The sequence below is a fragment of the Geminicoccus sp. genome, assembly GCF_036263595.1.
GTDB lineage: Bacteria > Pseudomonadota > Alphaproteobacteria > Geminicoccales > Geminicoccaceae > Geminicoccus.
On the sequence record NZ_DATAGQ010000126.1, the window covers coordinates 1 to 24,991 of the forward strand.

General features: G+C 67.8%; 20 protein-coding genes and 1 tRNA gene. 12 read left to right on the forward strand and 9 right to left on the reverse strand.

Annotation, left to right across the window (positions count from 1 at the left end; all coding sequences use genetic code 11):
- The first annotated feature begins 172 nt into the window (after positions 1-172).
- Together VHL31_RS11680 and VHL31_RS11685 are read left to right on the forward strand one after the other, a co-directional pair.
- Positions 173-388 (forward strand): helix-turn-helix domain-containing protein, encoded by a 216-nt coding sequence (locus VHL31_RS11680; protein WP_329661389.1) that lies wholly within the window; start codon positions 173-175, stop codon positions 386-388.
- A gap of 403 nt (positions 389-791) precedes the next feature.
- Positions 792-1,535: a Crp/Fnr family transcriptional regulator gene (locus VHL31_RS11685; RefSeq protein WP_329661390.1), complete on the forward strand. Its 744-nt coding sequence runs from the start codon at positions 792-794 to the stop codon at positions 1,533-1,535.
- 490 nt (positions 1,536-2,025) lie between these two features.
- Here the strand turns inward: VHL31_RS11685 and VHL31_RS11690 are convergent, their stop codons facing one another.
- The 6 genes from VHL31_RS11690 to hemC all read right to left on the reverse strand — a co-directional run bounded on the left by VHL31_RS11690 (position 2,026) and on the right by hemC (position 7,887).
- Positions 2,026-2,301: a hypothetical protein gene (locus VHL31_RS11690; RefSeq protein WP_329661391.1), complete on the reverse strand. Its 276-nt coding sequence runs from the start codon at positions 2,299-2,301 to the stop codon at positions 2,026-2,028.
- Between the two features lie 905 nt (positions 2,302-3,206).
- Positions 3,207-3,282 (reverse strand) — tRNA-Thr (locus VHL31_RS11695).
- 65 nt (positions 3,283-3,347) lie between these two features.
- Positions 3,348-4,715 (reverse strand): heme biosynthesis protein HemY, encoded by a 1,368-nt coding sequence (locus VHL31_RS11700; protein WP_329661392.1) that lies wholly within the window; start codon positions 4,713-4,715, stop codon positions 3,348-3,350.
- A gap of 62 nt (positions 4,716-4,777) precedes the next feature.
- Positions 4,778-6,172 (reverse strand): hypothetical protein, encoded by a 1,395-nt coding sequence (locus VHL31_RS11705; RefSeq protein WP_329661393.1) that lies wholly within the window; start codon positions 6,170-6,172, stop codon positions 4,778-4,780.
- 96 nt (positions 6,173-6,268) lie between these two features.
- Positions 6,269-6,967 (reverse strand): uroporphyrinogen-III synthase, encoded by a 699-nt coding sequence (locus tag VHL31_RS11710; RefSeq protein WP_329661394.1) that lies wholly within the window; start codon positions 6,965-6,967, stop codon positions 6,269-6,271.
- Positions 6,964-7,887 carry a hydroxymethylbilane synthase gene (gene hemC, locus VHL31_RS11715; protein ID WP_329661395.1) on the reverse strand — a complete coding sequence of 308 codons (924 nt, stop codon included), beginning with the start codon at positions 7,885-7,887 and terminating at the stop codon, positions 6,964-6,966. Before hemC ends, VHL31_RS11710 begins: the two co-directional genes overlap by 4 nt.
- Before the next feature lie 59 nt (positions 7,888-7,946).
- On the opposite strand from hemC, the gene tsaD reads away from it, so the two are divergent.
- Positions 7,947-9,017, forward strand: coding sequence for a tRNA (adenosine(37)-N6)-threonylcarbamoyltransferase complex transferase subunit TsaD (tsaD, locus tag VHL31_RS11720; protein WP_329661396.1), 1,071 nt, complete (start codon positions 7,947-7,949; stop codon positions 9,015-9,017).
- A gap of 7 nt (positions 9,018-9,024) precedes the next feature.
- Here tsaD and VHL31_RS11725 read toward each other — a convergent pair whose 3' ends face one another.
- On the reverse strand, positions 9,025-10,002 hold the full coding sequence (locus VHL31_RS11725; protein WP_349262416.1) for a GlxA family transcriptional regulator: 978 nt from the start codon (positions 10,000-10,002) through the stop codon (positions 9,025-9,027).
- 259 nt (positions 10,003-10,261) lie between these two features.
- Between VHL31_RS11725 and VHL31_RS11730 the strand changes: the two genes are divergently transcribed.
- The 8 genes from VHL31_RS11730 to VHL31_RS11765 all read left to right on the forward strand — a co-directional run bounded on the left by VHL31_RS11730 (position 10,262) and on the right by VHL31_RS11765 (position 20,505).
- Entirely contained in the window at positions 10,262-11,509 is a 1,248-nt protein-coding gene (locus VHL31_RS11730; RefSeq protein ID WP_329661398.1) for a sarcosine oxidase subunit beta family protein, read from the forward strand.
- Positions 11,510-11,518: 9 nt separating this feature from the next.
- Positions 11,519-11,800 (forward strand): sarcosine oxidase subunit delta, encoded by a 282-nt coding sequence (locus tag VHL31_RS11735; RefSeq protein ID WP_329661399.1) that lies wholly within the window; start codon positions 11,519-11,521, stop codon positions 11,798-11,800.
- Positions 11,797-14,802: a sarcosine oxidase subunit alpha family protein gene (locus VHL31_RS11740; protein ID WP_329661400.1), complete on the forward strand. Its 3,006-nt coding sequence runs from the start codon at positions 11,797-11,799 to the stop codon at positions 14,800-14,802. The genes VHL31_RS11735 and VHL31_RS11740 overlap by 4 nt, the downstream gene beginning before the upstream one ends.
- A complete protein-coding gene (locus VHL31_RS11745) occupies positions 14,795-15,388 on the forward strand; it encodes a sarcosine oxidase subunit gamma (RefSeq protein WP_329661401.1) in 594 nt (197 codons plus the stop codon). Before VHL31_RS11740 ends, VHL31_RS11745 begins: the two co-directional genes overlap by 8 nt.
- Before the next feature lie 27 nt (positions 15,389-15,415).
- Positions 15,416-17,866: an FAD-dependent oxidoreductase gene (locus VHL31_RS11750; protein WP_329661402.1), complete on the forward strand. Its 2,451-nt coding sequence runs from the start codon at positions 15,416-15,418 to the stop codon at positions 17,864-17,866.
- A gap of 82 nt (positions 17,867-17,948) precedes the next feature.
- Entirely contained in the window at positions 17,949-19,166 is a 1,218-nt protein-coding gene (locus VHL31_RS11755; RefSeq protein ID WP_329661403.1) for an adenylate/guanylate cyclase domain-containing protein, read from the forward strand.
- Positions 19,167-19,261: 95 nt separating this feature from the next.
- A complete protein-coding gene (locus VHL31_RS11760; RefSeq protein WP_329661404.1) occupies positions 19,262-19,765 on the forward strand; it encodes a hypothetical protein in 504 nt (167 codons plus the stop codon).
- Positions 19,766-19,785: 20 nt separating this feature from the next.
- On the forward strand, positions 19,786-20,505 hold the full coding sequence (locus tag VHL31_RS11765) for an HAD-IA family hydrolase (protein ID WP_329661405.1): 720 nt from the start codon (positions 19,786-19,788) through the stop codon (positions 20,503-20,505).
- Between the two features lie 15 nt (positions 20,506-20,520).
- Here VHL31_RS11765 and VHL31_RS11770 read toward each other — a convergent pair whose 3' ends face one another.
- On the reverse strand, positions 20,521-21,183 hold the full coding sequence (locus VHL31_RS11770) for a lipid-binding SYLF domain-containing protein (RefSeq protein WP_329661406.1): 663 nt from the start codon (positions 21,181-21,183) through the stop codon (positions 20,521-20,523).
- Positions 21,184-21,369: 186 nt separating this feature from the next.
- Here VHL31_RS11770 and VHL31_RS11775 point away from each other — a divergent pair, with 186 nt between their 5' ends.
- Entirely contained in the window at positions 21,370-24,336 is a 2,967-nt protein-coding gene (locus tag VHL31_RS11775) for a phosphoenolpyruvate carboxylase (RefSeq protein ID WP_329661407.1), read from the forward strand.
- A gap of 165 nt (positions 24,337-24,501) precedes the next feature.
- Here VHL31_RS11775 and VHL31_RS11780 read toward each other — a convergent pair.
- The coding region (locus VHL31_RS11780; protein WP_329661408.1) for an REJ domain-containing protein at positions 24,502-24,991 on the reverse strand (490 nt) is incomplete at its 5' end.

Here is a 24,991-nt window from a genome sequence, read left to right on the forward strand (position 1 = left end):
CCAGCAGACCTACAACCGGAGCTGGATCGTCGAGCGGCACGGCTACCGGACACCCGCCCAGGTTCGAGCCGGCCAGCTTGGTCAGATGCACATGGCCGCGTGAGCGCACATCGGTGTCTCATCATTGTGGACCGGTACACAGATCGAGCGCCCACTGGCCTGCTGGCTGCCGATGGCGCCCAAATTCCTGGCGATGATGCTGGGCGTGCGCCGGGCCGGCATTACCCTCGCGGCCGGTATTCTGCAGAAAGCGGAACTGATCCAGTACGGGAGCGGCCAGATCACGGTGTTGGACCGGCCCGGTCTGGAGGCTGCTGCCTGCCAGTGCCACCGCGCCATCTCCAACGACCATGATCGGCTGATCGAGCTCGGCGTTGGCCGCCGCTGAATGTCGCCCGACTTATGTACGTAATCGGACAGACCGGTATCGCCTCATGCCGCTAGTCGGATGCGATCCGTTTCGGAAGTGGCCTGAATGACGTCACCAACCTGCGAACAAAAGATCGTGGACCATGATGGACCTTCCGTTCAAGCGTCCGGTCCGACGGCCATGTCAAGCGAGTCGGCCGGCGCGGACGATCGAGCGGACATGGAGCGCCTGCTCGCCGAACTGGAAATCTCGCTGCAGGAAAACCGGCTGATCCGGCGGCGCTATCTGGCGCAGCTTGGCCGCTCCCGATGACATGATGCGCCGCGTGGCCGAAGCTCACTGCGCCCGACGTCCCGCAGAAGACGACGGCGAGGATGTGCCGGCTGCCGCCTGCGTCGCGGCGCCGGATCACCAATCCCACATGCACCTGTTCGACTCGTTCGCGTTCCAGCACCACCGGCTCCTCATGAAGCTCAGTAGCATTTCCGCGCTGCTGCCCGAGGACAAGGAGGCGCTGATCCGTCTGCCGATGACGCGCGGAACGATCGAGGCCGATGCGGATGTACAGCGGGAGGGCGACCGGCCCTCCACCTGTAGCCTGCTCCTCGACGGGTTTGCCTGCCGCTACCGGCTTGTGGCGAATGGCGAGCGGCAGATCATGTCATTCCACACGCCGGGCGACATTCTCGACCTGCAATGCCTTCACCTCGGAGTCACGGACCATGGCATCGCCGCCCTGGTGCGCTGCGAGGTCGCCTTCATCCCGCACGCCATGCTCCACGACCTGATGCTCCGCCACCCGCGCCTGGCAGCGGCGCTGTGGCGCGATACCCTCATCGACGCAGCGATCTTCCGCGAGTGGATTGTCGGCCTTGGCCGGCGTACCTCCTATAGCCGGATCGCCCATCTGTTCTGTGAGCTCTGCTACAAGCTGAAGATCGTGGGCCTTGCCGATGACCAGAAATTCGAGCTGCCGATCACGCAGGCGGAACTTGCCGACGCTCTTGGCCTTACCAGTGTCCATGTAAACCGGGTCATCCAGCAGCTCAGGGCTGACGGGCTGATCCGGTTGCGCGACCGCACCCTCACAGTGCTGGACTGGAACGGCCTGAAGCATGCCGGGGAATTCGACCCGGTCTACCTGCACCAGGACCACGCCGGCTAGGATGGCCGATGCCCTTGAGCTTCCAGGACCTGCTGATCGACACGGGCAGCCCGGATGAGGATGGCCGCCTCGTCTTCGCCGACGGGCGCCTGATCGCGGTGCTGGTACGTCTCTCCGAACAGCATGGACATTGGGCAGGGCACTGGTTCGTCGAGGTCGCCTTCGGGCGGCTGGGCGGCAGGACCCGCGCCGCTGTTTCCCGACTTCGGGCAGGCACAGCTGTGGATGGAGGAACGGCTGCGCTAGGAGCTGGCGTTGGACCGTACTCGATCCCGCGGATTTGCATGCGGCACACGCCAGGATCCGGACGATCTGCCTCTCGACCGCGCCAGGAACGGACTCGACGGCGAAGCGGGCCGGCACCTTCAAGGCCTGTCTGACGAGGCTCCTGTCACACCGGCTCGATACCGCCCGGATCGGCCGAAGCGGGACCGGCCAGGGCTTTCCCGGACCGCCCCCGCGATCGTCGAATGGCTGCATGCCTGCCGCGTCAAGCCGTCAGTCTGGCGGCGATGACGCACACGGCATGCTCCGTGATCCGCTGCCGGTCGGATGCGGACGCGCCCCGGTCGCGCAGGCCACGATCACAGACGTTGCGAGCGGCGGCACAGGCGAGCAGCGCCTGCCTTTCACCCTTGTTCTCGGCTGCCCGGACCGCGGATTCGCAGAGCCGGGTCATCGCCACGTTGACTGGCATGAATGGGCCAGTACCGAGCATCAATTCTTGCTCGATCGCATGAATTTCTGCTTGCATTGTCGTGTCCAACTTGGCCTCCACTTGCCTCGACCATACCGAGGACGATGATAGGGAGAGAAGCCGACAACAGCGGGGCAACACGAGGGTTGCGTCAGTGCGGCATGAAACTTTCAGAAAACGGCAGACCCTTGGGTCGCGGAGCGATGATGGGCGATGGCAAGCCGGTCGGCCCCGGCAGATCGTCACCCAACCACGCCCGCACATGTCCGCGGGCACGGTCTGGCGCCGGGGCAACGCCCGGAACGTCAGCAAAACAGGATCGCCCGGCGGCACAGGCCGTGCCGCCGCAGCGACCATGGAGCAGCGGTTGGAGATGCGGTCGAGCCGATCGACATCGTCCTATGCTGCCGTGCAGATCGCCATCGTCTGCGGCAAGTGTTCAATGCGGCCTTCGAGATGCATTGTCTGTACGTTTTGGTACCCAGGTACCTACGACCGACTGGATCGGTGCTACCCTGCCGCTTACCGACGGAGGAATGGCGCGAGGGTGGGGAACTGCCGTGGCCACCCTGGGATACATGGCGTGTCGCCCTGCCCGCGGTGCCGAGCAGGTCGCTCGGTTTGGAACACTGGCGAATGAGACGGACGCGCCCGGATCAGGTTTTCCCTGCCCGCTTGGCCCCCGAATCTTCTAGCTGGCGCAGACCATATTCTTCTTGCCGTGACGTACCAACCGCATGGACATGACCAACAACTTTCCGGTTATCGCCACGCTGGTGCGGCACGCGGCGATACCAGGCCGGCGGCGGTACATCGACTGGACCGGGAGGGTAGGATCGGACCGGACACACTCGGCGGCGAACCCAGGTGAGGATCGCCATCACGGGGGCTGTCGACTACCGCTTGGCTCTTTGTCCTGGCGGGGGAATGGAAGGGACGGGCCTGCAGATCCGCCCGCCAGCCGAACGAAAAGCTGGTGCCGCCTGGGTGACTCGAACACCCGACCTACGCATTACGAATGCGCCGCTCTACCAACTGAGCTAAGGCGGCCCCGGCAGGGGCGGTTGGTATATGGTGATGCGGTCGGCGTCAACATCCCGACCGCCCGGATGCAATCAGGCCGGGGAGTGGACCCGGTCGGACTCGCTCAAGACCAGCATGGTGTGGGGCGGCTCGGCCGGGGCGGCGAGGGCGGTGACCTTGGGTGGGGTCGTCCAGCGCAGCGTGTCGAAGCGGCCGCTGGGCCCAAAAGGCTGCCATTGCGCCAGGACGGCACCGGTCTCCTCGTCCACCCAGGCCGGGTCCGGCGGTGCGTCGACGGCACGGCCGAGCCATTCCTGGATGCGCTCGCCCGACATGCCGGTCGAGCGCTCGACCTCCGCCATCAGGCGGAAGACCCGCGAGGTCGGCTCGAGCTGGAGGGCGCGCTCAAGGAGCTCGCGCGCCCGGTCCCAGTCATGGGCGTTCATGGCCTGCTCGGCCAACGACAGATGCGCCTCGACATGGTTGGGCTGCAGGTCGAGCAGGCGCTGGCAGCGTGACAGCTTCTCGGCCGGCGTCTCGGTCGGCACGAGCGCGGCATAGGCCTTGGCGACCAGCGGGTGGGGACTGGCGCCCCAGGCGCGCTCCAGGATCTTGCGGGCCTCGCTGGTCTTGCCGAGCCGCCGAGCAACGTCCGAGGTGACCAGGGCTGCCGGGGCGAAGCCGGGCTCCAGGTCGCAGGCGCGACGCCCTTCGCGGATTGCCTCGCGCAGCCGGTCGCGCTCGACGGCGTCCACCGCCAGCATGTGGGAAAGGACCGCACGGCGCCGGTTCAGCACCGGCGGCTCCAGCATGCGCAGGCGCTGCATGTCCTCCAGCATCGTGATGGCGTCGCGCCACCGGTTGGTGCGGGTGAACAGGTCGAAGGAGGTCTGGACGACCCAGGGGGCGGCGGCATGCTTGCGCCTTGCCATGCCGAGATAGCCCAGCGCCTCGTCATAAGCCTGCCGGCGCATCGAGCCGGTGAGCAGCCCGCGGATCGCGAGCAGCTCCGTGGCCGGGTCGTCCAGCATCTCGCGATACTGCGCCTCGGCCAGGTCTTCGCGGCCCTCCAGCAGGGCCGTCTGCGCCGTCAGGACGCGGACCGCCGGGTTGTCCGGGATCAGGCGCTGGGCCTGGCGGGCATGGCCACGGATCCCGGCCGGATCGCCGGCGGCGGCCGCCACCAGGCCCATCGACAGTTCCTGCCAGCCTTTCAGCTCGCGGGTGCGACGGCGCCAGCCGCGATAGCGGCGCGGCGCGTGCGAGATCCACCGATAGATTTCGATCAGGATCGCGAGGATCAGGGCGGCGGCACCGATGCCGAGGACCAGCATGCCCAGCCGCATCTCGATCAGCCGGTCGCCGACCTCGATCGCGACGCGGCCGGGATGGTCGGCGAGCCACGCAGCTCCCGAGGCGATCACCAGGGCTGCGACCAGGAAAAAGACCAGACGGACCATGGTGATCGTTTTCTTCGGCTCGGCTGCGGAGAAGGAGGTGCGGGCGGGGTAGGGCTTGAAGGTCAGCTCGGGCGCACGAGCAACTCGCCCAGGTGCTGGCGCAGGATCTCGGCCGCGGCCTCAGCGTCGGCCCGTGCCTTGGCCCGATCGAGCCAGGCCGCCACCGGCTCGCGCTCTGCATCGGGCCGCGCCGACACCGTGGCGATGGCACCGGCAAGATCGCCCGCAGCCAGCTGGCTGGCTGCGTCGTTGCCTTCGCCTCCGCCCTGCGTCGCCGCCGGCGCGCCATCGCGCCGCTTCACCTGCACGAGGCCCATGATGTTGGCTCGGGTCTGCTCAACCCAGTCGCCCGAACTGGCGGTGGTGCCGCCCTCGTCCAGCTGGCCAAGCTCGGCCAGAAGCTGCTCGCGGGTCGCGACGCCACGCGGGGCGGATGTCCGGAGCAACTCGGCAGCGCGGGCCAGCGCCGGATCGTCACCGGCCGACGACTCCAGCACGGCCTGGGCAGCAGGGAAGGCCGCACCGTTCTCCAGGGCCTGGTTGACATCGGTCAGCGCCACGGCGGTGGCCACGCCCCGCTCGTCCTGGTCCAGCTGTCGGGTCACCTGCTCCTGCACGGCGGCCACCCCAGCCTTGGCGGACTCCACGGCCGCGGCCGCCTTGGCAGCCGCCTCGGCAGCAGTCGCTTCGGCAGCGCCCAGCTGGCTGGACTGGCTGGCGACGGCGGACTGAAGAGCGGCGATGGTCGCCTCGAGCTGGGCCAGGCTGGCGAACCTGGCGCTCATGGCGGTATCGTTGGCGGCCAGACGATCGGCCAGCTGCTGGGTCCGCTCGTTCAGCCGACGCTCGATCTCGGCCTGGGCGGCGGTGAGCGTGTCGACCCGGCGCGAGGTGGCATCATGCACCGAGGTCATGTCGTCGACCCGGCTGCCGAGCTGGGTGGCGAAGGAACGTACGTCCTCTGCATTCCGGGTGGCCGCGTCGACCGCGGCCTGGAGCGGCCCGAGGTCCGGCATCTGCGGCTCCGGCTTCTCCTCCAGCGTCTGGATCCGCTGGGCGAGCTGCTCCTGCCCCGTCTCCAGGTTGGAGAGATCGACCGATGCCAGCCGCTGCGCTGTCTCGTCGACCTTGCCGCTCAGCGCCGACAGATCCGCCTGCACGCTGTTCAGCTTGTCCGCGAGCTCGCCCGTCGTATCTCGCAGGCCAGCGAATGGCTGGAGCTGCTGCTCCGTCGCGGCCACGCGCTGTTCGAGCTGCGAATCGGTCTGCAGGGACGCCAGGCCCTGGTCGATCCTGCCCTGCACATAGTCGGGCAGCACCAGGAACCCCACGGCCAGCGCAATGGCGGCGCCGATCACGCCACCCACCAGCGCGGCGGTCAGCCGCCGGAAGCCCGGCGCTTTACGCGGCGAGCCGGGCTTGTGCTCTTCGGCGGTGCTCTCGATCACGTCGGCCATGTGTCTTCCTGGACAGCAATTTGACGGAGAACGGCTGGCACGGGCGGAATGTTCCCGCGGCACGCACCGGGCGCCGTTCAAGGCAGGATGGGGCTATCATCGGTCGCCGGGGGCTTCAAGCAGGTCGAGCAAGGCCATCTCGTCCGGCCGAGTGGCCACCAGGACACGGCCGAAACGCTCGGCGTCGATGGCCACCGCCACGTTGGCGGAGAGGCAGAGGGCTTGAACGCCGCCCAGATCGAGCCCTCCCGCCAGCGCAAGGAAGAGCGAGGCCGTGCGCGGCGAGAACAGCAGCACCTGCCCGATCCGCCTGTTGCGCAGGGCCTGGACGGTATCCGGCTGCAGCGCCTTGGACGGCCGAGCGCGGTAGGTCGTGATCCGCTCTACCCGGAACCCGTGCGCCTGGAGCCGGTCGCCCGGTTCGGCACGCACATCGCTCCCGGCCAGATGCAGGATCGCACCTGCGCGCGGGTCCAGCCTGTCGATGATGACCTGGGCGAGCCCTGCTCCGTCGCCCGGCCCGACCGTCAACTGGTCTCCGCCGAACATCCCGGCCTTAGCCGCCGTGGCATCGCCCACGCAGAAGACAGGTCGTGCCGGCGAGACGGCCGCCAGGGCCGGGACGGCATGACGGCTGGTCAAGACGACGGCCTGGTAGGGGCCCGCATCGATTGGCTGGACCGGCAGTTGCTCGATCTCGAGCACCGGATCGATCAGGATGTCGTAGCCCCGCTGCTCCAGGATTCCGGCGACACGCTCGGAATCCTCCCGCGGCCGGGTGAGGAGGACACTCACCTGCCGGCACTGGCATGGTTGTGGATAGCCAGGGCATCGCCGACCGTGCGACCCAATTCGATGGGGTCGCTGCCCTCGGCCCCATGCCGATGCACTGACCGCCCGTCGGGCGAGGCCACCAGACCTTCCAGCCGGTAGCTTCCCTCGCCGGTGGCCACCGCCAGGCCGGCGATCGGGGTGCGGCACGATCCATCCAGCACGGCCAGCATGGCGCGCTCGGCGGTCACGCAGGCGCTCGTCAGCGGATCGTCCAGCCTGGCCAGGAGGTCGCCGACGATCCGATCGCCGACCCGCGCCTCGATACCGATCGCCCCTTGCGCCACTGCCGGCAGCATCACGGCAGGATCGAGCGGCTGGGCCGGCACATCGTGCATCCCCAGGCGGTCCAGCCCCGCCTTCGCCAGGAAGGTCGCCGCGACATCGCCCCGTTCGAGCTTCGCCAGGCGGGTCTGCACGTTGCCGCGAAACGGCACCACCTGCAGGTCCGGCCGGAGGGCCAGCAGCTGGGCCTGCCGCCGCAGCGAGGCCGTCCCGACGACGGCGCCCTTGGGGATCGCGTCGATATCCTCATAGGGACCGATCAGGAGGTCGCGAACGTCCGCGCGCGGCAGCAGGGCCATGATGGCCAGCCCGTCCGGCAGGATCGTCGGCATGTCCTTCATGGAATGGACGGCGAGGTCGATCTCCTTGGCGTAGAGCGCTTCCTCGATCTCCTTGGTGAACAGGCCCTTGCCACCGATATCGGCCAGCGGGCGGTCGAGGACGCGGTCGCCGGTGGTCTTGATCACCCGGATCGCGACCGCATCCTCGATCGCGAGATCGGGCAGGATCGAGAACAGCGCTGCGCGGACGATCTCCGCCTGGGCCAGGGCCAGGGGAGAGCCGCGCGTGCCGATGGTGAGCCGGATCGGGCTGGTCATGATCTCGCAGGCGACGTAACGCAATTTCGCCGACTAGGGGTTGGCCGGAGTGCATTCAATTGGCAAGCGTCGTCCTGGGAATCGAGACGTCATGCGATGAAACCGGCGTGGCGCTGGTGGATGGTGATCGACGGATCCTGGCGGAAGCCGTGCGTACCCAGCTCGACGAGCACGCCCTCTATGGCGGGGTCGTGCCGGAGATCGCCGCGCGCGCCCATGTGGAAAGCCTGGATCGGCTGATCGCCAGCGTCATGGCCGATGCGGGCCTGGACTTTCCCGACTTGGCTGCGGTCGCCGCCACGGCCGGACCCGGCCTGATCGGCGGCCTGCTGGTCGGGCTGACCACGGCCAAGGCCATCTGCCTGGTCCACGATCTGCCGCTGATCGCCGTCAACCACCTGGAAGCCCATGCGCTCACGGCCCGGCTGACGGACGACGTCACGTTCCCCTACCTGCTCCTGCTCGTCTCGGGCGGGCATTGCCAGCTGGTCCAGGTCGACGGCCTCGGCAACTATCGCCGCCTCGGCACGACCGTGGACGACGCGCTGGGTGAGGCGTTCGACAAGGTCGCGAAGATGCTGGGGCTGGGCTTTCCGGGTGGGCCGGCCGTGGAGCGGGCCGCCGCCAGCGGCGATCCCACGCGGTTCCCATTCCCCCGGCCGATGCTGGGTCGCCCCGGCTGCTCCTTCTCGTTCAGCGGCCTGAAGACCGCGGTCCGCCAGACCGTCCTGGCCTTGGGCGAGGAGGCGGCCGCGTCCATCCCGGACATCTGTGCCAGCTTCCAGGCAGCCGTGGCGGAGACCGTGGCGGATCGGACCAGGCAGGCGATCGGCCTGTTCCGCCAGAATCATCCGGACGTGTCCACCTGCCTGGTCGTTGCCGGCGGCGTGGCCGCCAACGGCGTGCTGCGGGCGGCGCTCAAAAGCGTGGCCGCCGCTAGTGGCGCGACCCTGGTGGTTCCGCCGCCCAGGCTCTGCACCGACAATGGCACCATGATCGCCTGGGCCGGCATCGAGCATCTGCGCGAAGGCCATGTGGCCTCCCTCGATACGCCGGCCCGGGCCCGCTGGCCGCTGGATCCGGATGCGGAGCCGGCGCTCGGCGGCGGTGCGAAAGGAGCCAAGGCCTAGCGCCGGCTCAGGCCGCCGCCAGCCGCTCCTGCCGGGGCGTCTTGCCGTACATCTGGCGGTAGCAGGTCGAGAAATGCGAGGCCGACACGAACCCGCAGGCGCAGGCCACGTTCATGATCGGCAGGTCAGTCTGGTAGAGCAGGTGCCGCGCCCGCTCCAGCCGAAGCTCCAGGTAGTACTGTGCGGGCGTGCGCCCCAGATGCTTCTTGAACAGCCGCTCCAGCTGGCGGCGGGACATGCCGACATAGCCGGCCAGCTGGTCCTGCCCGAGCGGCTCCTCGACGTTTGCCTCCATCAGCTCGATCGCGAGGATCAGCTTGGGGTGGTGCACCCCGAGGCGCACACGGATCGGCATGCGCTGGCGGTCATCGGCACTGCGCACCCGGTCCAGGATGCACTGCTCGGAGACGCGCGCAGCCAGTTCGTCGCCATGGGAGGCGCCGATCCGCTGCAGCATCAGGTCAAGGGCCGCCGTGCCGCCAGCACAGGTGAACCGGCCCCGGTCGATCTCGAACAGGTCGGCCGTGACGTTGACGTCCGGGAACGCCTCGACGAAGCCCGGGATGTTCTCCCAGTGGATCGTGCAGCGATAGCCCTCGAGCAACCCGGCCCGGCCGAGGATGTGCGCACCGGCGCAGACCGAGCCGATATGGGCACCGCGCCGGTCAGCCCAGCGCAGCCAGGCCAGCACTTCCTTGTCCTGGTAGCGTTCGGAGTGGAGGCCGCCGCAGACGACGATGGTGGGCGGCGGACTGGACGAGATGTCGAACCTGCCCATCGGCAGGTCGGCCGACACGTTGATGCCGAGCGAGGACTGCACGGGGTTGCCGTCCTTGCTCAGGATCACCCAGCGGTACAGTTCCCTTCCCGCCATGCGGTTGGCGATGCGCAACGGCTCCAGGGCGCTGGAAAAAGCGATCATGGTGAAGCTCGGGACCAGCAGGAATGCTATGGTCTCGGGCTGCGCCTGCGCCTGGTCGCTCATGGTCACCCGTCCGGACAAGGGTCTTTCCCATCCACATCACGACGCTCGCACTTTCGTGGATGCGACACAAGTGCGTCCTGCGCCGGATTGGTTCGGACGGTTCGATGACAAGGGCTGCGGCACCCCGTCGCGCTGTGGCGCGCGACGTCGCGCGGAGGCAAGCGCCGCGTACTGTATCGCTAGACGGCGGCCACCGCGCACCGCTACTCCTCCGCCGGATCGGCCCATCTCACGGCCGATGGACCAGCACGACCAGAGCATGACCCGTTTCTCGATCTTCTCGCTAGCGAAGAACGCGCTCTCCGGCCACGCCAACTGGCCGGAGTATTGGCGCTCGCCGGAGCCGAAGCCTGCCTACGACGTCGTGATCATCGGCGGCGGCGGGCATGGCCTGGCCACGGCCTATTATCTCGCCAAGGTGCACAAGATCACCAACGTGGCGGTGATCGAGAAGGGCTGGCTGGGTGGTGGCAACACCGGCCGCAACACCACGATCTGCCGCTCCAACTACCTCTATGACGAGAGCGCTGCTCTTTATAACCACGCGATGAATCTGTGGGAGGGGCTGTCCGCCGAGCTGAACTACAATGTCATGTTCAGCCAGCGCGGTGTGCTCATGCTGGCCCACAACACGCACGACATGCAGGTCGCAAGGCGGACGATCTACGCGAACCGCCTGAACGGCGTGGACAACGAGATCCTGACGCCCGAGCAGGCCAAGGAATTCTGCCCCCCGCTCAACATCGAGAACCTGCGCTACCCGGTCATGGGCGCGGCGCTGCAGCGTCGCGGCGGCACGGCCCGCCATGACGCGGTCGCCTGGGGCTATGCGCGTGGCGCCGACACGATGGGCGTCGACATCATCCAGAACTGCGAGGTCACCGGCATCCGGGTCGAGCAGGGCAGGGCGGTCGGCGTGGAGACCAGCCGGGGCTTCATCAAGGCCGGCCGGATCGGCTGCGTCGCTGCCGGCCATTCCTCGGTGGTGGCCGCGATGGCCGGGATCAGCCTGCCCTTGGAAAGCTACCCGCTCCAGGCGCTGGTGTCCGAGCCCGTGAAGCCGGCCTTCCCCTGCGTGGTCATGAGCAACACGATCCACGCCTATATCAGCCAGTCCGACAAGGGCGAGCTGGTGATCGGTGCGGGCACCGACCAGTACATCTCCTACTCTCAGCGCGGCGGCCTCCAGATCATCGAGCACACGCTCGAAGCGATCCTGGAGCTGTTCCCGATGTTCTCGCGGATGCGGATGCTGCGCTCCTGGGCCGGCATCGTCGACGTCACGCCCGACCGCTCGCCGATCATCGGCAAGACGCCGGTCGAGAACTTCTTCATCAACTGCGGCTGGGGGACGGGCGGCTTCAAGGCGACACCCGGCTCCGGCCACGTCTTCGCCCACACGCTGGCTACCGGCGAGCCGCACCCGATCAACGCGCCGTTCTCCCTGGACCGGTTTATCAACGGCCGGCTGATCGACGAAGCGGCCGCGGCCGCGGTGGCCCACTGAGGCAAACAGATGCTCCTGATCACCTGTCCCCATTGCGGGCCGCGCGCCGAGACCGAGTTCCGCAACGGCGGCGAGGCCGGCATCGTCAGGCCAACCAACTCCGCAGCCATGTCCGACCAGGACTGGGCCCGCTACGTGTTCTCCCGCGACAACCCCAAGGGCCGCTTCCACGAGCGCTGGCTCCATGCCCAGGGCTGCGGCCGCTGGTTCACGGCCGTGCGCTCGACGGTCACCGACGAGTTCGAGAGCTTCCACAAGGTGGGCGACCGCGTGCCCGGGGATCATCGATGAGCCAGAAGGCGCGCATCAGCCAGGGCGGCCGGATCGATCGCGGCAAGGCCATCCGCTTCACCTTCGACAACAAGCGCTATGAGGGCCATCCCGGCGACACGCTGGCCTCTGCCCTCTTGGCGAACGGCGTCCACCTGGTCGGCCGCTCATTCAAGTACCACCGCCCGCGCGGCTTCCTCAGCGCCGGTGCGGAGGAGCCGAATGCGCTCGTCCAGCTGGAGATGGGCAACGGCCGCAGCGACCCGAACATGAAGGCCACCCAGGTCGAGCTGTTCGACGGCCTCGTCGCGGAGAGCCAGAACCGCCGAGGCTCGCTGCGCTTCGACCGGACGGCAGTGAACGACCGCCTCGCCCCGTTCCTGCCGGCCGGCTTCTACTACAAGACCTTCATGTGGCCGCGCTCGTTCTGGAAGAACGTCTACGAGCCACGAATCCGCGAGGCGGCTGGCCTCGGCAAGGCGCCCACCCGGCCCGATCCCGACCACTATCTGCACCGGCATGTTTGGGTCGACGTGCTGGTCGTCGGCGCCGGCCCGGCCGGAATCGCCGCAGCGCTGGCCGCCGCCCGCACCGGTGCCCGTGTCATCCTGTGCGACGAGCAGCCGGAGGTCGGCGGATCGCTGCTGTCCGAGAGCGGCCGCAACGTGACGATCGACGAGGTGCAGCCGCTAGACTGGCTGAACCGCGCCCGTTCCGAGTTCCCGCAGCACCCCGAGCTGACCGTGCTGACCCGCACGACCTGCTTTGGCTACTACGACCACAACTATCTGGGCCTCCTGGAGAAGGTCACCGACCACCTCGCGGACCTGCCTGCTCACCTGCCGCGCCAGCGCCTCTGGAGGGTGCGGGCCAAGCAGGTCGTGCTGGCCGCCGGTGCCATCGAGCGTCCCCTGGTGTTCCCGGACAACGACCGGCCGGGTGTGATGCTGGCCTCGGCCGCGCGCACCTACCTGAACCGCTATGGCGTTCTGGTCGGGCGCGAGATCGTCGTGTGCACCAATGACGACAGTGCCTACGATACGGCCCTGGACCTGCATGCGGCCGGCGCCAAGGTGACGGTCGTCGACCAGCGCCACATCCCGACCGGCGAGCGCGTCGTCCAGGCGCAGACGGCCGGCATCACCATCCTGCGCGGCAACGGTCCGGTCGGCACGCAGGGCCGCTTCCGGGTCTCGCAGGTCCATGTCCAGGCCCTGGACGAGCAGGGCCGGCCGATCATGGGCCGCGTCCAGCCGCTCTCCTGCGACGCGCTGCTGATGTGCGGCGGCTGGAACCCGAGCGTCCACCTGTTCAGCCAGAGCCGGGGCAAGGTCCGCTACGACGAGGCCCTCTCGACCTTCGTACCGGGCCAGGGCCAGCAGCAGGAGCGCTCTGCCGGTGCCTGCAGGGGTTCCTTCAGCCTTGAGGCGGCGCTGGCCGAGGGCCTGGCCGCCGGGACGGAAGCGGCCCTGGCGGCAGGCTTCGAGGCCTACGACACGCCCACGCCGGTGGTCACCGAGCCCGTATCCGGCCCGCACGAGCCGATCTGGCTGTTCGAGGGCGACCAGGCGGGCAGGCGGGCCTGGGTCGACTTCCAGAACGACGTGACCGCCAAGGACCTGAAGCTCGCCAACCGCGAGGGCTTCAGATCGATCGAGCACGTCAAGCGCTACACGACGACAGGCATGGCGACGGACCAGGGCAAGACCAGCAACGTCAACGCCCTGGCGATCGTCGCGGCGAACCTGTCCCAGCCGATCCCCTCGATCGGGACCACGACCTTCCGCCCGCCCTATACGCCCACGACGTTCGGTGCGTTCGCCGGCATCAACAAGGGCGACCTGTTCGACCCGATCCGCCGCACGCCGATGCATGCCTGGGCCGAGCGCCAGGGCGCGGTGTTCGAGGATGTGGGCCTGTGGAAGCGCGCCTGGTACTTCCCGAAGGCGGGCGAGGACATGCATGCCGCGGTCGACCGCGAGTGCCTGGCCGTGCGCAAGTCGGTCGGCATCTTCGACGCCACCACGCTCGGCAAGATCGACATCCAAGGCAGGGACTCGGCCGAGTTCCTGAACCGCATCTACACCAACGCCTGGTCCAAGCTCGAGATCGGCAAGTGCCGCTATGGCCTGATGCTGCGCGAGGACGGCTTCGTCTTCGACGACGGCGTCACCACCCGGCTGGGCGAGCACCACTTCCACATGACCACCACCACCGGCGGTGCCCCTGGCGTGCTTGCCTGGATGGAGAGCTGGCTGCAGACGGAGTGGCCGGACCTCCAGGTCTACCTGACCTCGGTGACCGAGCAGTGGGCGGTGATCGCTCTCCAGGGACCGAAGGCGCGCGACGTTCTCCAGTCGGTCGTCACCCGGGGCGACGTCTCCCGGGAGAACTTTCCGCACCTCTCGATGATCGAGGCGGAGGTCGCGGGCGTGCCCGCCAGGATCTTCCGGATCAGTTTCACCGGCGAGCTGGGCTTCGAGGTCAACGTCCCCGCCTCCTATGGCGAGATCGTCATCGACGCGCTGTTCAAGGCGGGCCAGCCCCACGGCATCGTGCCCTACGGCACCGAGGCCATGCATGTGCTGCGCGCCGAGAAGGGCTACATCATCGTGGGCCAGGAGACCGACGGGACGGTGACGCCGGCCGATCTCGGCATGAACTGGGCAGTGAGCAAGCAGAAGGACTTCCTGGGCAAGCGCTCGCTGACCCGTGCCGACATGAACCGGCCCGACCGCAGGCAGCTGGTAGGCCTGCAGAGCGTGGATCCGGCCGTCGTGCTGGACGAGGGCGCCCAGATCGTCGAGGCCAAGTCGTCGCGCATTCCCACGAAGATGATCGGCCACGTCACGTCGAGCTACCGCTCGGCTAATCTCGGCCGCTCCTTCGCCCTGGCGCTCCTGTCCGGCGGGCACGGACGCACGGGCCAGCGCCTCTGGGTCTCGCACAAGGAGGACATGGTGGAAGCCGAGGTGACGGCGCCGGTCTTCATCGATCCCGAAGGGAAGCGCCTCCATGGCTGAGCGCATCGCTGGCACGACCCATCTGGACCTGAGAGCGCGCCCGTCCACCAAGGGCGCCCAGCTGCGCCTCCTGGAGCGGCCGTTCCGCGCCAAGGTGGGCCTGCGTGGTGGGCCCGACGTTGCCCGGGCGGTCGAGCCGGTCCTGGGCTTTGCCCTGCCCAGGTCCGTCGGCCAGACCGGCTCCGGCTCCGGCGCCCACGCCTTCTGGATCGGCCCGGACGACTGGATCATCGTGTTCGAGCCGGGCATGGAGGGGCAGATCGCGGCGGGCCTGCGCGACGCCTGCAAGGGGCTGCATCATGCGGTGATCGACATCACCGAGCGGATGACCACGATCTGCCTCGAAGGCGCGCCCTTGCGCCACGTCCTGGCGGCGGGCTGCCCGCTCGACCTCCATCCGCGCGCGTTCCAGCCGGGCATGGTCCTGCAAAGCCATCTCGGCAAGGCGAACGTGATCCTGCATTACGTAGCCGGGAATGCGGATCGTCCGTTCGTGGACCTGTACACGAACCGGTCGTTTGCCGACTATGTGTGGAAGTATCTGGAAACCGCCGCGCGGGAGTTCGGCTACGAGATTGTAGCCTGATCCGCGTGGACGAGGGAGCTTGAGAGCATGAAGACCCAGGCGAGGCTCGTCATCGTGGGTGCCGGGATCGTGGGCTGTGCTACGGCCTACCATCTGGCACAGATGGGCTACACCGACGTCCTGGTCATCGATCAGGGCGATCTGCCCGAGGCCGGCGGCTCGACCAGCCATGCGCCGGGCGGCGTATTCCAGACCAACCCGTCGCGGATGATGGCGACGTTCGCCAAGTACACGGTGAAGCTGCTGAACTCGCTCGACCTGGACGGTCAGCCCTGCTTCCTGAAGGTGGGCGGCCTGGAGGTCTCCACTAGCGAGGAGCGCGACACCTACATCAAGTGGCGCTACGGCATCGCCCGCTCCTGGGGCATCCCGGCCGAGATCGTCAGCCCGCAGATGTGCCGCGAGCTTTCCCCGCTCATGGACATCTCCAAGGTCCGCCTGGGCTACTGGACGCCCACGGACGGCATCGCCAAGCCGCTGCGCGCGACCGAGGCGATGATGCGCTTTGCCAAGAGCAAGGGCGTCGTGTTCGAGCCGCGCGTCGAGGTGCTCGACGTGCTGACCGAGAACGGCCGCGTCATCGGGCTCGAAACCAGCCAGGGCCGCATCACCTGCGAGCAGGTCCTGGTCAGCTGCGGAATCTGGGGACCCCGGCTCGGCCGGATGGTCGGCGTGCCCATCCCGCTCATGCCATGCGAGCACCAGTACGCCTGGACGAACGACATCCCGGAGCTGGCCGACGCGACCGAGGAGGCGACGCATGCCCTGCTGCGCCACCAGGACAAGTCGATGTACTACCGGCAGCACAAGAACCATTACGGCATCGGCAACTACCGCCACACGCCGCGCCTGGTCGAGGCGGACGCGATCCGCAGGATCGGCCAGGGCGAGGTCATGCCATCGATGAATCCGTTCACGCCGGAGGACTTCGTCGAGGCCGAGCAGGCCACCCGCGAGCTGTTGCCGCCCGTGATGAAGGCGGGCCTGCGCGACGCCTTCAACGGCATGTTCAGCTTCACGCCCGACGGTGGGCCCGTGCTCGGCGAGAGCCTGTCGGTGAAGGGCTTCTGGGTCGCCGAGGCGGTGTGGATCACCCATGGCGGTGGCGTCGGCAAGACCATGGCCGAGTGGATCGCCACCGGCGAGCCGGAGTGGGACGTCCACGAGGGCGACATCAACCGCTTCGCCCGCCACCAGCAGACGCCCAGGTTCACCCGCCGCCGTGCCTGGCAGCAGTACAAGGAAGTCTACGACGTCATCCACCCGATGCAGCAGATGGAGGAGCCGCGCGGCCTGCGCCGCTCGCCCTTCTTCGGCCAGCAGAAGGACAAGGAGGCGGTGTTCTTCGACGCGGCCGGCTTCGAGCGGCCGCAATGGTACGAGAGCAACAGGAAGCTGCTCGCCGGCCGCAACGTGCCGAGCCGCGACGAGTGGGGCAGCCGCTACTGGTCGCCGATCCAGGGGGCGGAGCACGAGCAGGTGCGCAAGGCCGCTGGCCTGTTCGACCTGACGGCCTTCACCAAGATCAGGGTGACCGGCAAGGGAGCCGGTGCCTTCCTCCAGCGCCTGGCGGCGAACGACGTCGACAAGCCGGTGGGCAAGGTCGTCTACACGGCCATGCTGAACCAGCACGGAGGCATCATGTGCGATCTGACGATCGCGCGGATGGCGCCGGAGGAGTTCCTGGTGCTGACCGGGGGCGGCGTTGGCATGCACGATCTGGGCTGGATCCGCGCCAACGCCCCCAATGATGGCTCCGTCGCCATCGAGGATGTCACCTCGCAATACTGCGCCGTGGGCCTCTGGGGTCCCAAGGCCCGCGAGATCCTGCAATCGCTCACCGACGACGACGTCTCGCATCAGGGCCTGCCCTATTACGGCTGGAAGGACGTGCTGATCGACTACGTCCCCGCCCTGGCGCTGCGCCTTTCCTATGTGGGCGAGCTCGGCTTCGAGATCTACGCGCGCACCGAGTTCGGCGGGCAGCTCTGGGAGCTGCTAATGAAGGCCGGCGAGCCACACGGCCTGATCCCCGCCGGGGCAGGCGCCATGGACAGCCTGCGGATCGAGAAGGGCTACCGCCTCTGGGGTGCCGACATCGAGCCGGAGACGAACCCGCTGGAGGCCGGACTCGCCTGGGCAGTGCGCCTCAAGAAGGGCGACTTCATCGGCCGGACCAGGCTGCTCGACCTGAAGATGCAGCCGATGAGCCGCAAGCTCTGCTGCATGACCATCGACGATCCAGAAGCCACCCTGCTGGGCAAGGAGCCGATCTACGCCGACAACCAGGTCGTCGGCTATGTCACGTCGGGCAATTACGGCTACACGGTCGGCAAGTGGGTCGCCTATGGCTATCTTCCCACCGGCAGGGCCGAGCCCGGAACGTCGGTCGAGATCGACTATATGGGCCGGCGGTTCACGGCCGTGGTGGCGCAGGAGCCGCTGTTCGATCCGGAAGGCGCGCGGCTGAAGGCGTGAGCGACGGGCGCGGATCGAGCTGAGCCGGTTGCCGGGCCGGCTCAATCCGATCTGTTGCACCGCATTGGCGAGCTGACCACCCATGACCGAAGCCGAGCTGGAGCGGATCAGGACCTGGCTGATCGATGCCGGCATCGCCGGGCTCGGCGAGACCGATCTCCTGCATGGGTTCTGCCGCCGCTGCAACGAGGCGGGCCTGCCGCTCTCGCGCGCGGTCGCCCTCCTGGACACGCTGCATCCGATCTACGAAGGGCGCGCCTTTCGCTGGCACGCCAACTCGGCGGAGGACAGCACGCCGATCGACTATGGCCGGACCAACCAGGGCGGCGAGGCCGAGAGCAACTGGCAGCGTTCGGCCTTCTTCGAGCTGCTGGCCACCGGCGCCGCCGAATTCCGCAGCCGGATCGGCATGGGTGGCCGCACCGACCTCTCCCAGCTCGAGCAGCTGAAGGAGGAAGGCCATTCCGACTATCTCGCCATGGTCCACCGCTTCGCCGAGCAGGGCGTGATCGGCGAGATGGACTGCGCCTATTCCCACTGGGTGACGGCGCATCCGGAGGGATTCGCCGATGAGGCCCTCGACGCGTTGCGCCGCCTGGTCCCGCCGCTGGTCCTTGCGATGAAGGCGGCCGCCCTGGCCCGGATGGCCGGTACGCTGGTCGAGGTCTACCTGGGCGCCGATGCTGGCCAGCGCGTGCTGGGTGGCCGGATCCTGCGCGGCGTCGCCGACCGGATCGGTGCGGTGCTCTGGTTCTCCGACCTGCGCGGCTACACTACCATCACCGACACGGCACCACCCGAGGAGATCATCCCGCTCCTCAATGATTATGCCGAGGCGGTCATTTCGGCCATCCACGCGGCCGGCGGCGACGTGCTCAAGCTGATCGGCGACGGCACGCTCGCCATCTTCAAGGCAGACGACCCCGCTCAGGCCTGCCGGGCCGTGCTTGCCGCCGAGGCGGACCTCCGGCGGCGGATCGGCGAGCTGAACGTGCGCCGGGCCGCTCAAGGACGGCCGGTGACGACCGTCTATCTTGGCCTGCACATCGGCGAGGTCTTCTACGGCAATATCGGCAGCGAGGAACGTCTGGATTTCACCGTGGTCGGACCGGCCGTGAACGAGGTGGCGCGCATCGCCTCGATGTGCCGCTCGGTCGACCGGCACGTGCTGATCTCCTCGGACTTCGCCGATGCCACGCCGGACGAGTTGCGCGGCAGGCTGGTATCGGTCGGCCGCTTCGCCCTGCGCGGCGTCGGGCGGGCTCAGGACCTCTTCACGGTCGACCCGACGCTCCTGTAGCCGGGGCATGGGCTCGCCACGGGCGGCAGGAAGAGATCGGGCCGCATGTCTGCCGAGGGTTGACGCCGGTCGGCGTGCGCTTATCCGTGCCGCCCATGATCAAGCGGGTGGACCAGTCCCCGGCGGCAGCCGACAATCCGGTGCAGGCGGCGTTTCGCGCCGGTGTGCGTGGGGCGCCGGTCGGCCTTGCGGCATTCGGCCTGGCCGAGGACATGGCACCCTATGCCGGCGGTGCCAGCGAGGCTCTGGTGGCTGCCACGGAGCGGATGGCCGGGCTCACCGACACGCAGGGTGCCTATGGCACGGGCAGGGTGCTGCGGCGCCTGGCCATGCTGCTCGACCGGGTGGGTGCTCCGCCGGAAATCGCCCGGCAGTTCCGCGACAACCTGGCGGCCGCCGTCGTCACCAACCGGATGCGCGGGACCCAGCATGGCTGGAGCGAGGACGACACGGTGCAGATGGTGCTGGAAATGTGGGACCGGGTCTTCGGCGAAGGCGACGAGATGCGCGTCCGGCTGCAGGCGATGTTGGTGGCGGACGATCATCGTCCGGGAGCCCCAAGGAAGCGTTCCCTGTTCAAGCTGGCATGGAAACGCTGACGACAACCAGGAGACCCTCGATGAAGCTGACAGATTTCAAGGTGCTGACGTTCGACGTCGTCGGCACGCTCATCGACTTCGAGCAGGGGATCCTGGATTATATGAGGCCGATCGTGGAACGGTCGGCTCTCCAGCTGGGCGACGAGCACATCCTCGGCGCCTACGGCCGCGGCGAGGTCGTGGCCCAGGGCGAGCATCCCGATTCGCCGTTCCCGCCTCTGATGGACCGGATCTACCGCGTCGCGGCCAACGCACTCGGTATGCCTGCCGATGACGGCGAGGCCGCCGGCTTCAAGGAATCCATTCCGCGCTGGCCGGCTTTCCCGGATTCGGTGGAGGCGCTGCGTCGGCTGCGCCAGCGCTATCGCCTGGTCGCCGTGACCAACTCCGACAACTGGGCGCTGGCGCAGTTCTCCAAGACGCTGGGCGAGCCCTTCGACGACCTGGTGACCGCCGAGATGGCCGGCGCCAGCAAGCCCGACCCGCGCGTCTTCCACTTCTGCCTGGAGCGCCAGAAGGCAGCCGGCTTTGCCCAAAGCGACATCCTCCACGTCGCCCAGAGCCAGTACCACGATATCGGGGTGGCCCATCTGTTGGGCTACGCCACCTGCTGGATCGAGCGCCGCATGCACCAGGACGGCAGCGGCGGCACGCCGGCCGTCGACAAGCGTGCGGAGCCGGACTGGCACTTCGCGACGCTGGCCGAGCTGGCCGATGCGGTGGACAAGGAGGCCGGCTGACGCGCCGGCGCGTCGTCAGAACTCGTTCAGCACCTGCTTGAGCGGCTCGCTGATCGGGTTCACGACCGCGCCCTGCATGATCTCCTGCACGGTCACGTCCCGGCCATAGAGCGACTTGTTCCAGGCCGGCATGGGCACGGTGACGGTCCCGTCGATTGACAGGCCGCCGAACAGGCCCTGGTTGATCGCGAACAGGTAGATGTCCTCGCCGAAGTTCGGCGTCGTGCCGGCGCCGACGCCGGCACCGGCCGGCCCGATCGCCGCGCTGGCATCCGCACCCATCTTGAACGAGGTCGAGCTCAGGAGCTTGTCGAGCGCCCCCTTGTTCATGATCGTGTAGATCACGTCGGAGGACTGCCCGCCGATCTGCAGGCCGACGCTGCCGCCATAAAGGTCGTAGATCGCGGGTTCCGACCAGGCACCGGTCGTCGTGTCGCGGGTCAAGAGGAGGCCGCGGCCATGCGAGCCGCCCAGGATGAAGCCGAGCTTGATCTGGTCGGGTACCACCAGCACGCCATACGCATTCTGCACGTAGAGGCTGACGGTCTGCAGCACGTCCTTGTTGTTCTTGATCTCCAGGAGGGCAACCCTGGCCCGCTCCACCAGGATCTCCGCGTCGCCCTCGACGGCATGGGCCGGCCAGGCAGCCATCGCAGCAAGGCCCGAAGCCGCCGCCATGAACCCTCTACGCCGCATGCTCGACCCCCGACAAAAAACTTTGTTCATCCAGCGTTTACCTACGTGATCGCAAGTGCGCTGGCAAGTTGGCTCAGCCGGACGGAGGGCGCCGCTTCCCGTCGAACATGTTGCATTGCACCAATTCCGCGTCACACTGCCGCCACGCGTTGGCAGGGATCGTAACGCATGCTGGAAATCGTGGCCGGAACGAGCCTTGGCGCCTCTTCGGAAGCGGGTGGTTCCCCGTTGGACAGGGCCGCGGCCGCTCTCAGGAACGCCCATGAGCGGCTTGCCGCCCACCGCACCCGCGTCGAGACCGACCCGTTCACCAGCCCCATCCGCCTGATGGCGCTCGACCTCAAGCGCGGAATGGACCGCGGCGAGATCGACGTAGCGACGCTGGAGGCCATGATCGCGCGCCTGTCGACTGATGCGTTCATCGGTCGTGCCGACCGTCTGTCGGTGTACCTGGGCGAGGTGGATTTCGCCGCGAACGAGGCGACGGTCGAGCGGCTAATCCACGGCGCGGCCACCGGCCCGGACGGCGTCCGGCTGTCCGCCGAGGAGTTCGCCCACCGGGTCGGACGGATCCTCTACGGCTTCGTCTTCACTGCGCACCCGACCTTCAGCCTGTCCAACAAGCTGCAGCAGGCCATTGTCGGCCTAGCACTCACCGACGACAGGGCCAGGCGCCAGCAGATCCTGGCGGAGATCGAGCAGGTTCCGCATCGGCCCGAGCAGCGGCTCGATCTGGCCGAAGAGCTGCGCCAGTCCGTGGTCGCCATCACGAACGTGCGCATCGCGCTGATGCGGGTCTATCGCATCGTGCTGAAGGTTGCGGAGGAACTCTATCCCGAGGACTGGCGGCGAATTTCGCCGAAGCTGGCTTCGGTGGCGAGCTGGGTCGGCTACGACATGGACGGCCGCTCCGACATCCCCTGGACCGCCACGCTGGCCCACCGCCTGATCATCCAGGAGAAGCAGCTGGCCGCTTGGCATGAGGAGATCCGTGAGCTTGCCCGCTCCGTCGCGGATGACGACACGCTCGCCGCATCACTCGAACTGGTCGAAGCCCGGATCGTCCTGACCGCGGAATCGTCGCGCTCGCTGATCGAGCTGTTCCAGGCGGCCAAGCTCGAGAACGACGAGTGGTGGCAGCGTCTGGCACGTGTCAGCCGGCGCTCCCTTGGCAAGGGTGCCGGCCGCATCACCGGAGGGCAGGAACTGGCAGCCTTGGTGCAGCGGGTCCTGGACCGGGTCGAGGATCCCGCCCTGGCGCGTCGTCTCTGGCTGCTCCACGCGGACATTTCCGCCCACGGCCTCGGGCTCGCCCGCACCCATATGCGGATCAACGCGATCCAGTTGCACAACGCGATCCGCAAGACGATCGGCATGGAGCATGCGCCGGACGATCCGTCCTACCGCCAGTCTTATGTCGAGGAGGTCGCCAGGCTGATCGAATCGGTGCAGCCCGTGAGCGTCCATCTCGGCACGATCAACGGCGAAAAGGCTACCGCCAAGCGGATCTTCATGCTGGTCCACCAGATGCTGAACCTGGTGGACCGCGACGAGCCGATCCGCTTCCTGATTGCCGAGTGCGAGACGTCCTTCACCCTCCTGGCCGCCCTGTATTTCGCCAAGCTGTTCGGCGTCGAGGACCGCATCGACATTTCGCCCCTGTTCGAGACGCGGACGGCGCTGGTGCGTGGCGTGGAGATCGTGGCGGGTGCCCTCGAGGTGCCGGTCTATCGTGACTATATCCGCAAGCGCGGCCGCTTGTGCGTGCAGACCGGCTTTTCCGATGCCGGCCGCTTTCTTGGGCAGACCGCGGCCTGCTACCTGATCGAGAAGATCCGGCTGTCCCTGGCACCGCTCCTGCAAAAGCACCGGCTCACCGACGTCGAGCTCGTGATCTTCGACACGCATGGCGAGAGCATCGGCCGGGGTGCCCATCCCGGCAGCTTCCGGGATCGCTTCGCCTATTACGACACGGCGGAAAGCCGCCGCCTGTTCCGCGATGCCGGCCTGTCCGTGCGGGAGGAGACCAGCTTCCAGGGCAGCGACGGGTACCAGTACTTCCTGACCGAGCAGACGGCCTTTGCGGTGGTTACGCGAGTCCTGGAGCATGCGTTCTGCCCGGTCGAAGACCAGCCGGACCCGTTCTACGCCGAGCGGGTCTATGTCGGCGAGTTCTTCACCTCGATCGAGCAGTTCAACGAGGAGGTCATCCAGAACCGCGACTATGCGGCCCTGCTGGGCGCCTGGGGCACCAACATGCTCTGGCAGACCGGCTCACGGCCGTCCAAGCGGCAATACGATGGTGCCACCGGCCGGATGAGCCTGGATCACCCGTCCCAGCTGCGCGCGATCCCGCATAACGCGATCCTGCAGCAGCTGGGCATGCTCGCGAATACGATCGGCGGCGTCGGCCGGGCGATCGCCAAGGATCCCGAGGCCTTCCACCGCCTCTACGCAGAGAGCCCGCGCTTCCGCCGCCTGCTCGGCATGGTCGAGCATGCCTTCAAGTGGACCGATCTGGAGGTCGTGAAGGCCTATATCGACCTCTATGACCCCGGCACATGGCTGGCCCGGGCGCAGAGCCACGAGGACGATGCCCGGATCGAGGAACTGCGCAAGGTCGCGGAGATCTTCGAGCAACTGCGGCTGCACGAACGGCTGGTGCGGATCTATCGCGTGTTCCTGCGCGACTATATGGACCTGGCGCGCGCCTTGAGGGAGCACCGCCGCCGGACCCGCGACGCCGGTGCCACGCCGATCGTGGTCGACCGGACCGCCCGCGACAACATCCACCTGCTGCACGCGTTGCGGCTGGCGCTGATGCAGCGGCTGGACGTGCTGGCGGTCCACGTCCCGGACTTTTCCGACCGTCACAGCGTCAGCCATTCCGGGCTGCTGGCGAGGCTCACCCAGCTGGATGTGGAGCCGGCGCTGGATCTGCTCAAGCAGATCTTCCCGATGACCGAGCCGCAGGTGCAGACCCATGATTTCGGCGTCGAGGCAACTTATCAGAGCGAGGAAAGTCAGAGCTACAGCCAGGAGCACGCGCTGATCTTCGAGCCCATCGACCGGCTCTACACGCAGATCCGACGGATCGGCAGCGCGGTGGTTCATCACCTCGGTGCCGTGGGCTGACCGGGCCATGCTCCCGTAGGGAGCAGGCCAGGCCCTGCTGCTCAGGGCTGAAGCGGGCGCTGCCACCAAGCCCCTGTCACCAGCGGCGAGAGCCGTTCATGCAGGTGGTCGAGATGCGCCCGGTGTAGCTGACGGAGTTGAAGCCACGCCAGCTACGTGGCCGACCTAGGGGTTCATCGTCAGCACGACGCGCTGGTAGCGCGTGGAGGAGGGGCTGCCACTGTCCTTCACCTCGAGGATGACGTGGAGGTCCTTCTGGCTGCTGACGCCCGGGACCTTCAGGCTGGCCTTCCTGTTGGTGTTGCTGCTGATGGTGACATTGCCGCTATAGGAGCTGGCCTCCTTGTAGACCCACCACTTGAAGCTGAGGCTGTCGCCATCCGGATCGCTGGAGGGGCCGGCATCCAGCGTGACCGTGTCACCTGAGCGGACGGTACGGGAGTTGGCACCGACGATCCGCGCGTCTGGCGGGTGGTTGGCCTCGGCATAGGACTGCTCCAGCCATTCCGCCCGCGCCGCGAAGTCGGACTGATAAGCCGGCCGCCAGCGCGCCACCGACAGCTTGCGGTCCGTCACCCCGTTCAGCGTGTCCTTGGCGAACTGGCTGGTATAGATGTTCTTGGAGATGTTGTTGTAGTAGGCGCTCTCCTTCATG

Bases quoted from the DNA above. Each gene is read 5' to 3' on its own strand.
- VHL31_RS11680 (WP_329661389.1), top strand. From the start codon at position 173: ATGGCGCCCAAATTCCTGGCGATGATGCTGGGCGTGCGCCGGGCCGGC.
- VHL31_RS11685 (WP_329661390.1), top strand. From the start codon at position 792: ATGCACCTGTTCGACTCGTTCGCGTTCCAGCACCACCGGCTCCTCATG.
- VHL31_RS11700 (WP_329661392.1), bottom strand. From the start codon at position 4,715: ATGGTCCGTCTGGTCTTTTTCCTGGTCGCAGCCCTGGTGATCGCCTCG.
- VHL31_RS11705 (WP_329661393.1), bottom strand. From the start codon at position 6,172: ATGGCCGACGTGATCGAGAGCACCGCCGAAGAGCACAAGCCCGGCTCG.
- hemC (WP_329661395.1), bottom strand. From the start codon at position 7,887: ATGACCAGCCCGATCCGGCTCACCATCGGCACGCGCGGCTCTCCCCTG.
- VHL31_RS11725 (WP_349262416.1), bottom strand. From the start codon at position 10,002: ATGAGCGACCAGGCGCAGGCGCAGCCCGAGACCATAGCATTCCTGCTG.
- VHL31_RS11730 (WP_329661398.1), top strand. From the start codon at position 10,262: ATGACCCGTTTCTCGATCTTCTCGCTAGCGAAGAACGCGCTCTCCGGC.
- VHL31_RS11735 (WP_329661399.1), top strand. From the start codon at position 11,519: ATGCTCCTGATCACCTGTCCCCATTGCGGGCCGCGCGCCGAGACCGAG.
- VHL31_RS11740 (WP_329661400.1), top strand. From the start codon at position 11,797: ATGAGCCAGAAGGCGCGCATCAGCCAGGGCGGCCGGATCGATCGCGGC.
- VHL31_RS11745 (WP_329661401.1), top strand. From the start codon at position 14,795: ATGGCTGAGCGCATCGCTGGCACGACCCATCTGGACCTGAGAGCGCGC.
- VHL31_RS11750 (WP_329661402.1), top strand. From the start codon at position 15,416: ATGAAGACCCAGGCGAGGCTCGTCATCGTGGGTGCCGGGATCGTGGGC.
- VHL31_RS11755 (WP_329661403.1), top strand. From the start codon at position 17,949: ATGACCGAAGCCGAGCTGGAGCGGATCAGGACCTGGCTGATCGATGCC.
- VHL31_RS11760 (WP_329661404.1), top strand. From the start codon at position 19,262: ATGATCAAGCGGGTGGACCAGTCCCCGGCGGCAGCCGACAATCCGGTG.
- VHL31_RS11765 (WP_329661405.1), top strand. From the start codon at position 19,786: ATGAAGCTGACAGATTTCAAGGTGCTGACGTTCGACGTCGTCGGCACG.
- VHL31_RS11770 (WP_329661406.1), bottom strand. From the start codon at position 21,183: ATGGCGGCGGCTTCGGGCCTTGCTGCGATGGCTGCCTGGCCGGCCCAT.
- VHL31_RS11775 (WP_329661407.1), top strand. From the start codon at position 21,370: ATGCTGGAAATCGTGGCCGGAACGAGCCTTGGCGCCTCTTCGGAAGCG.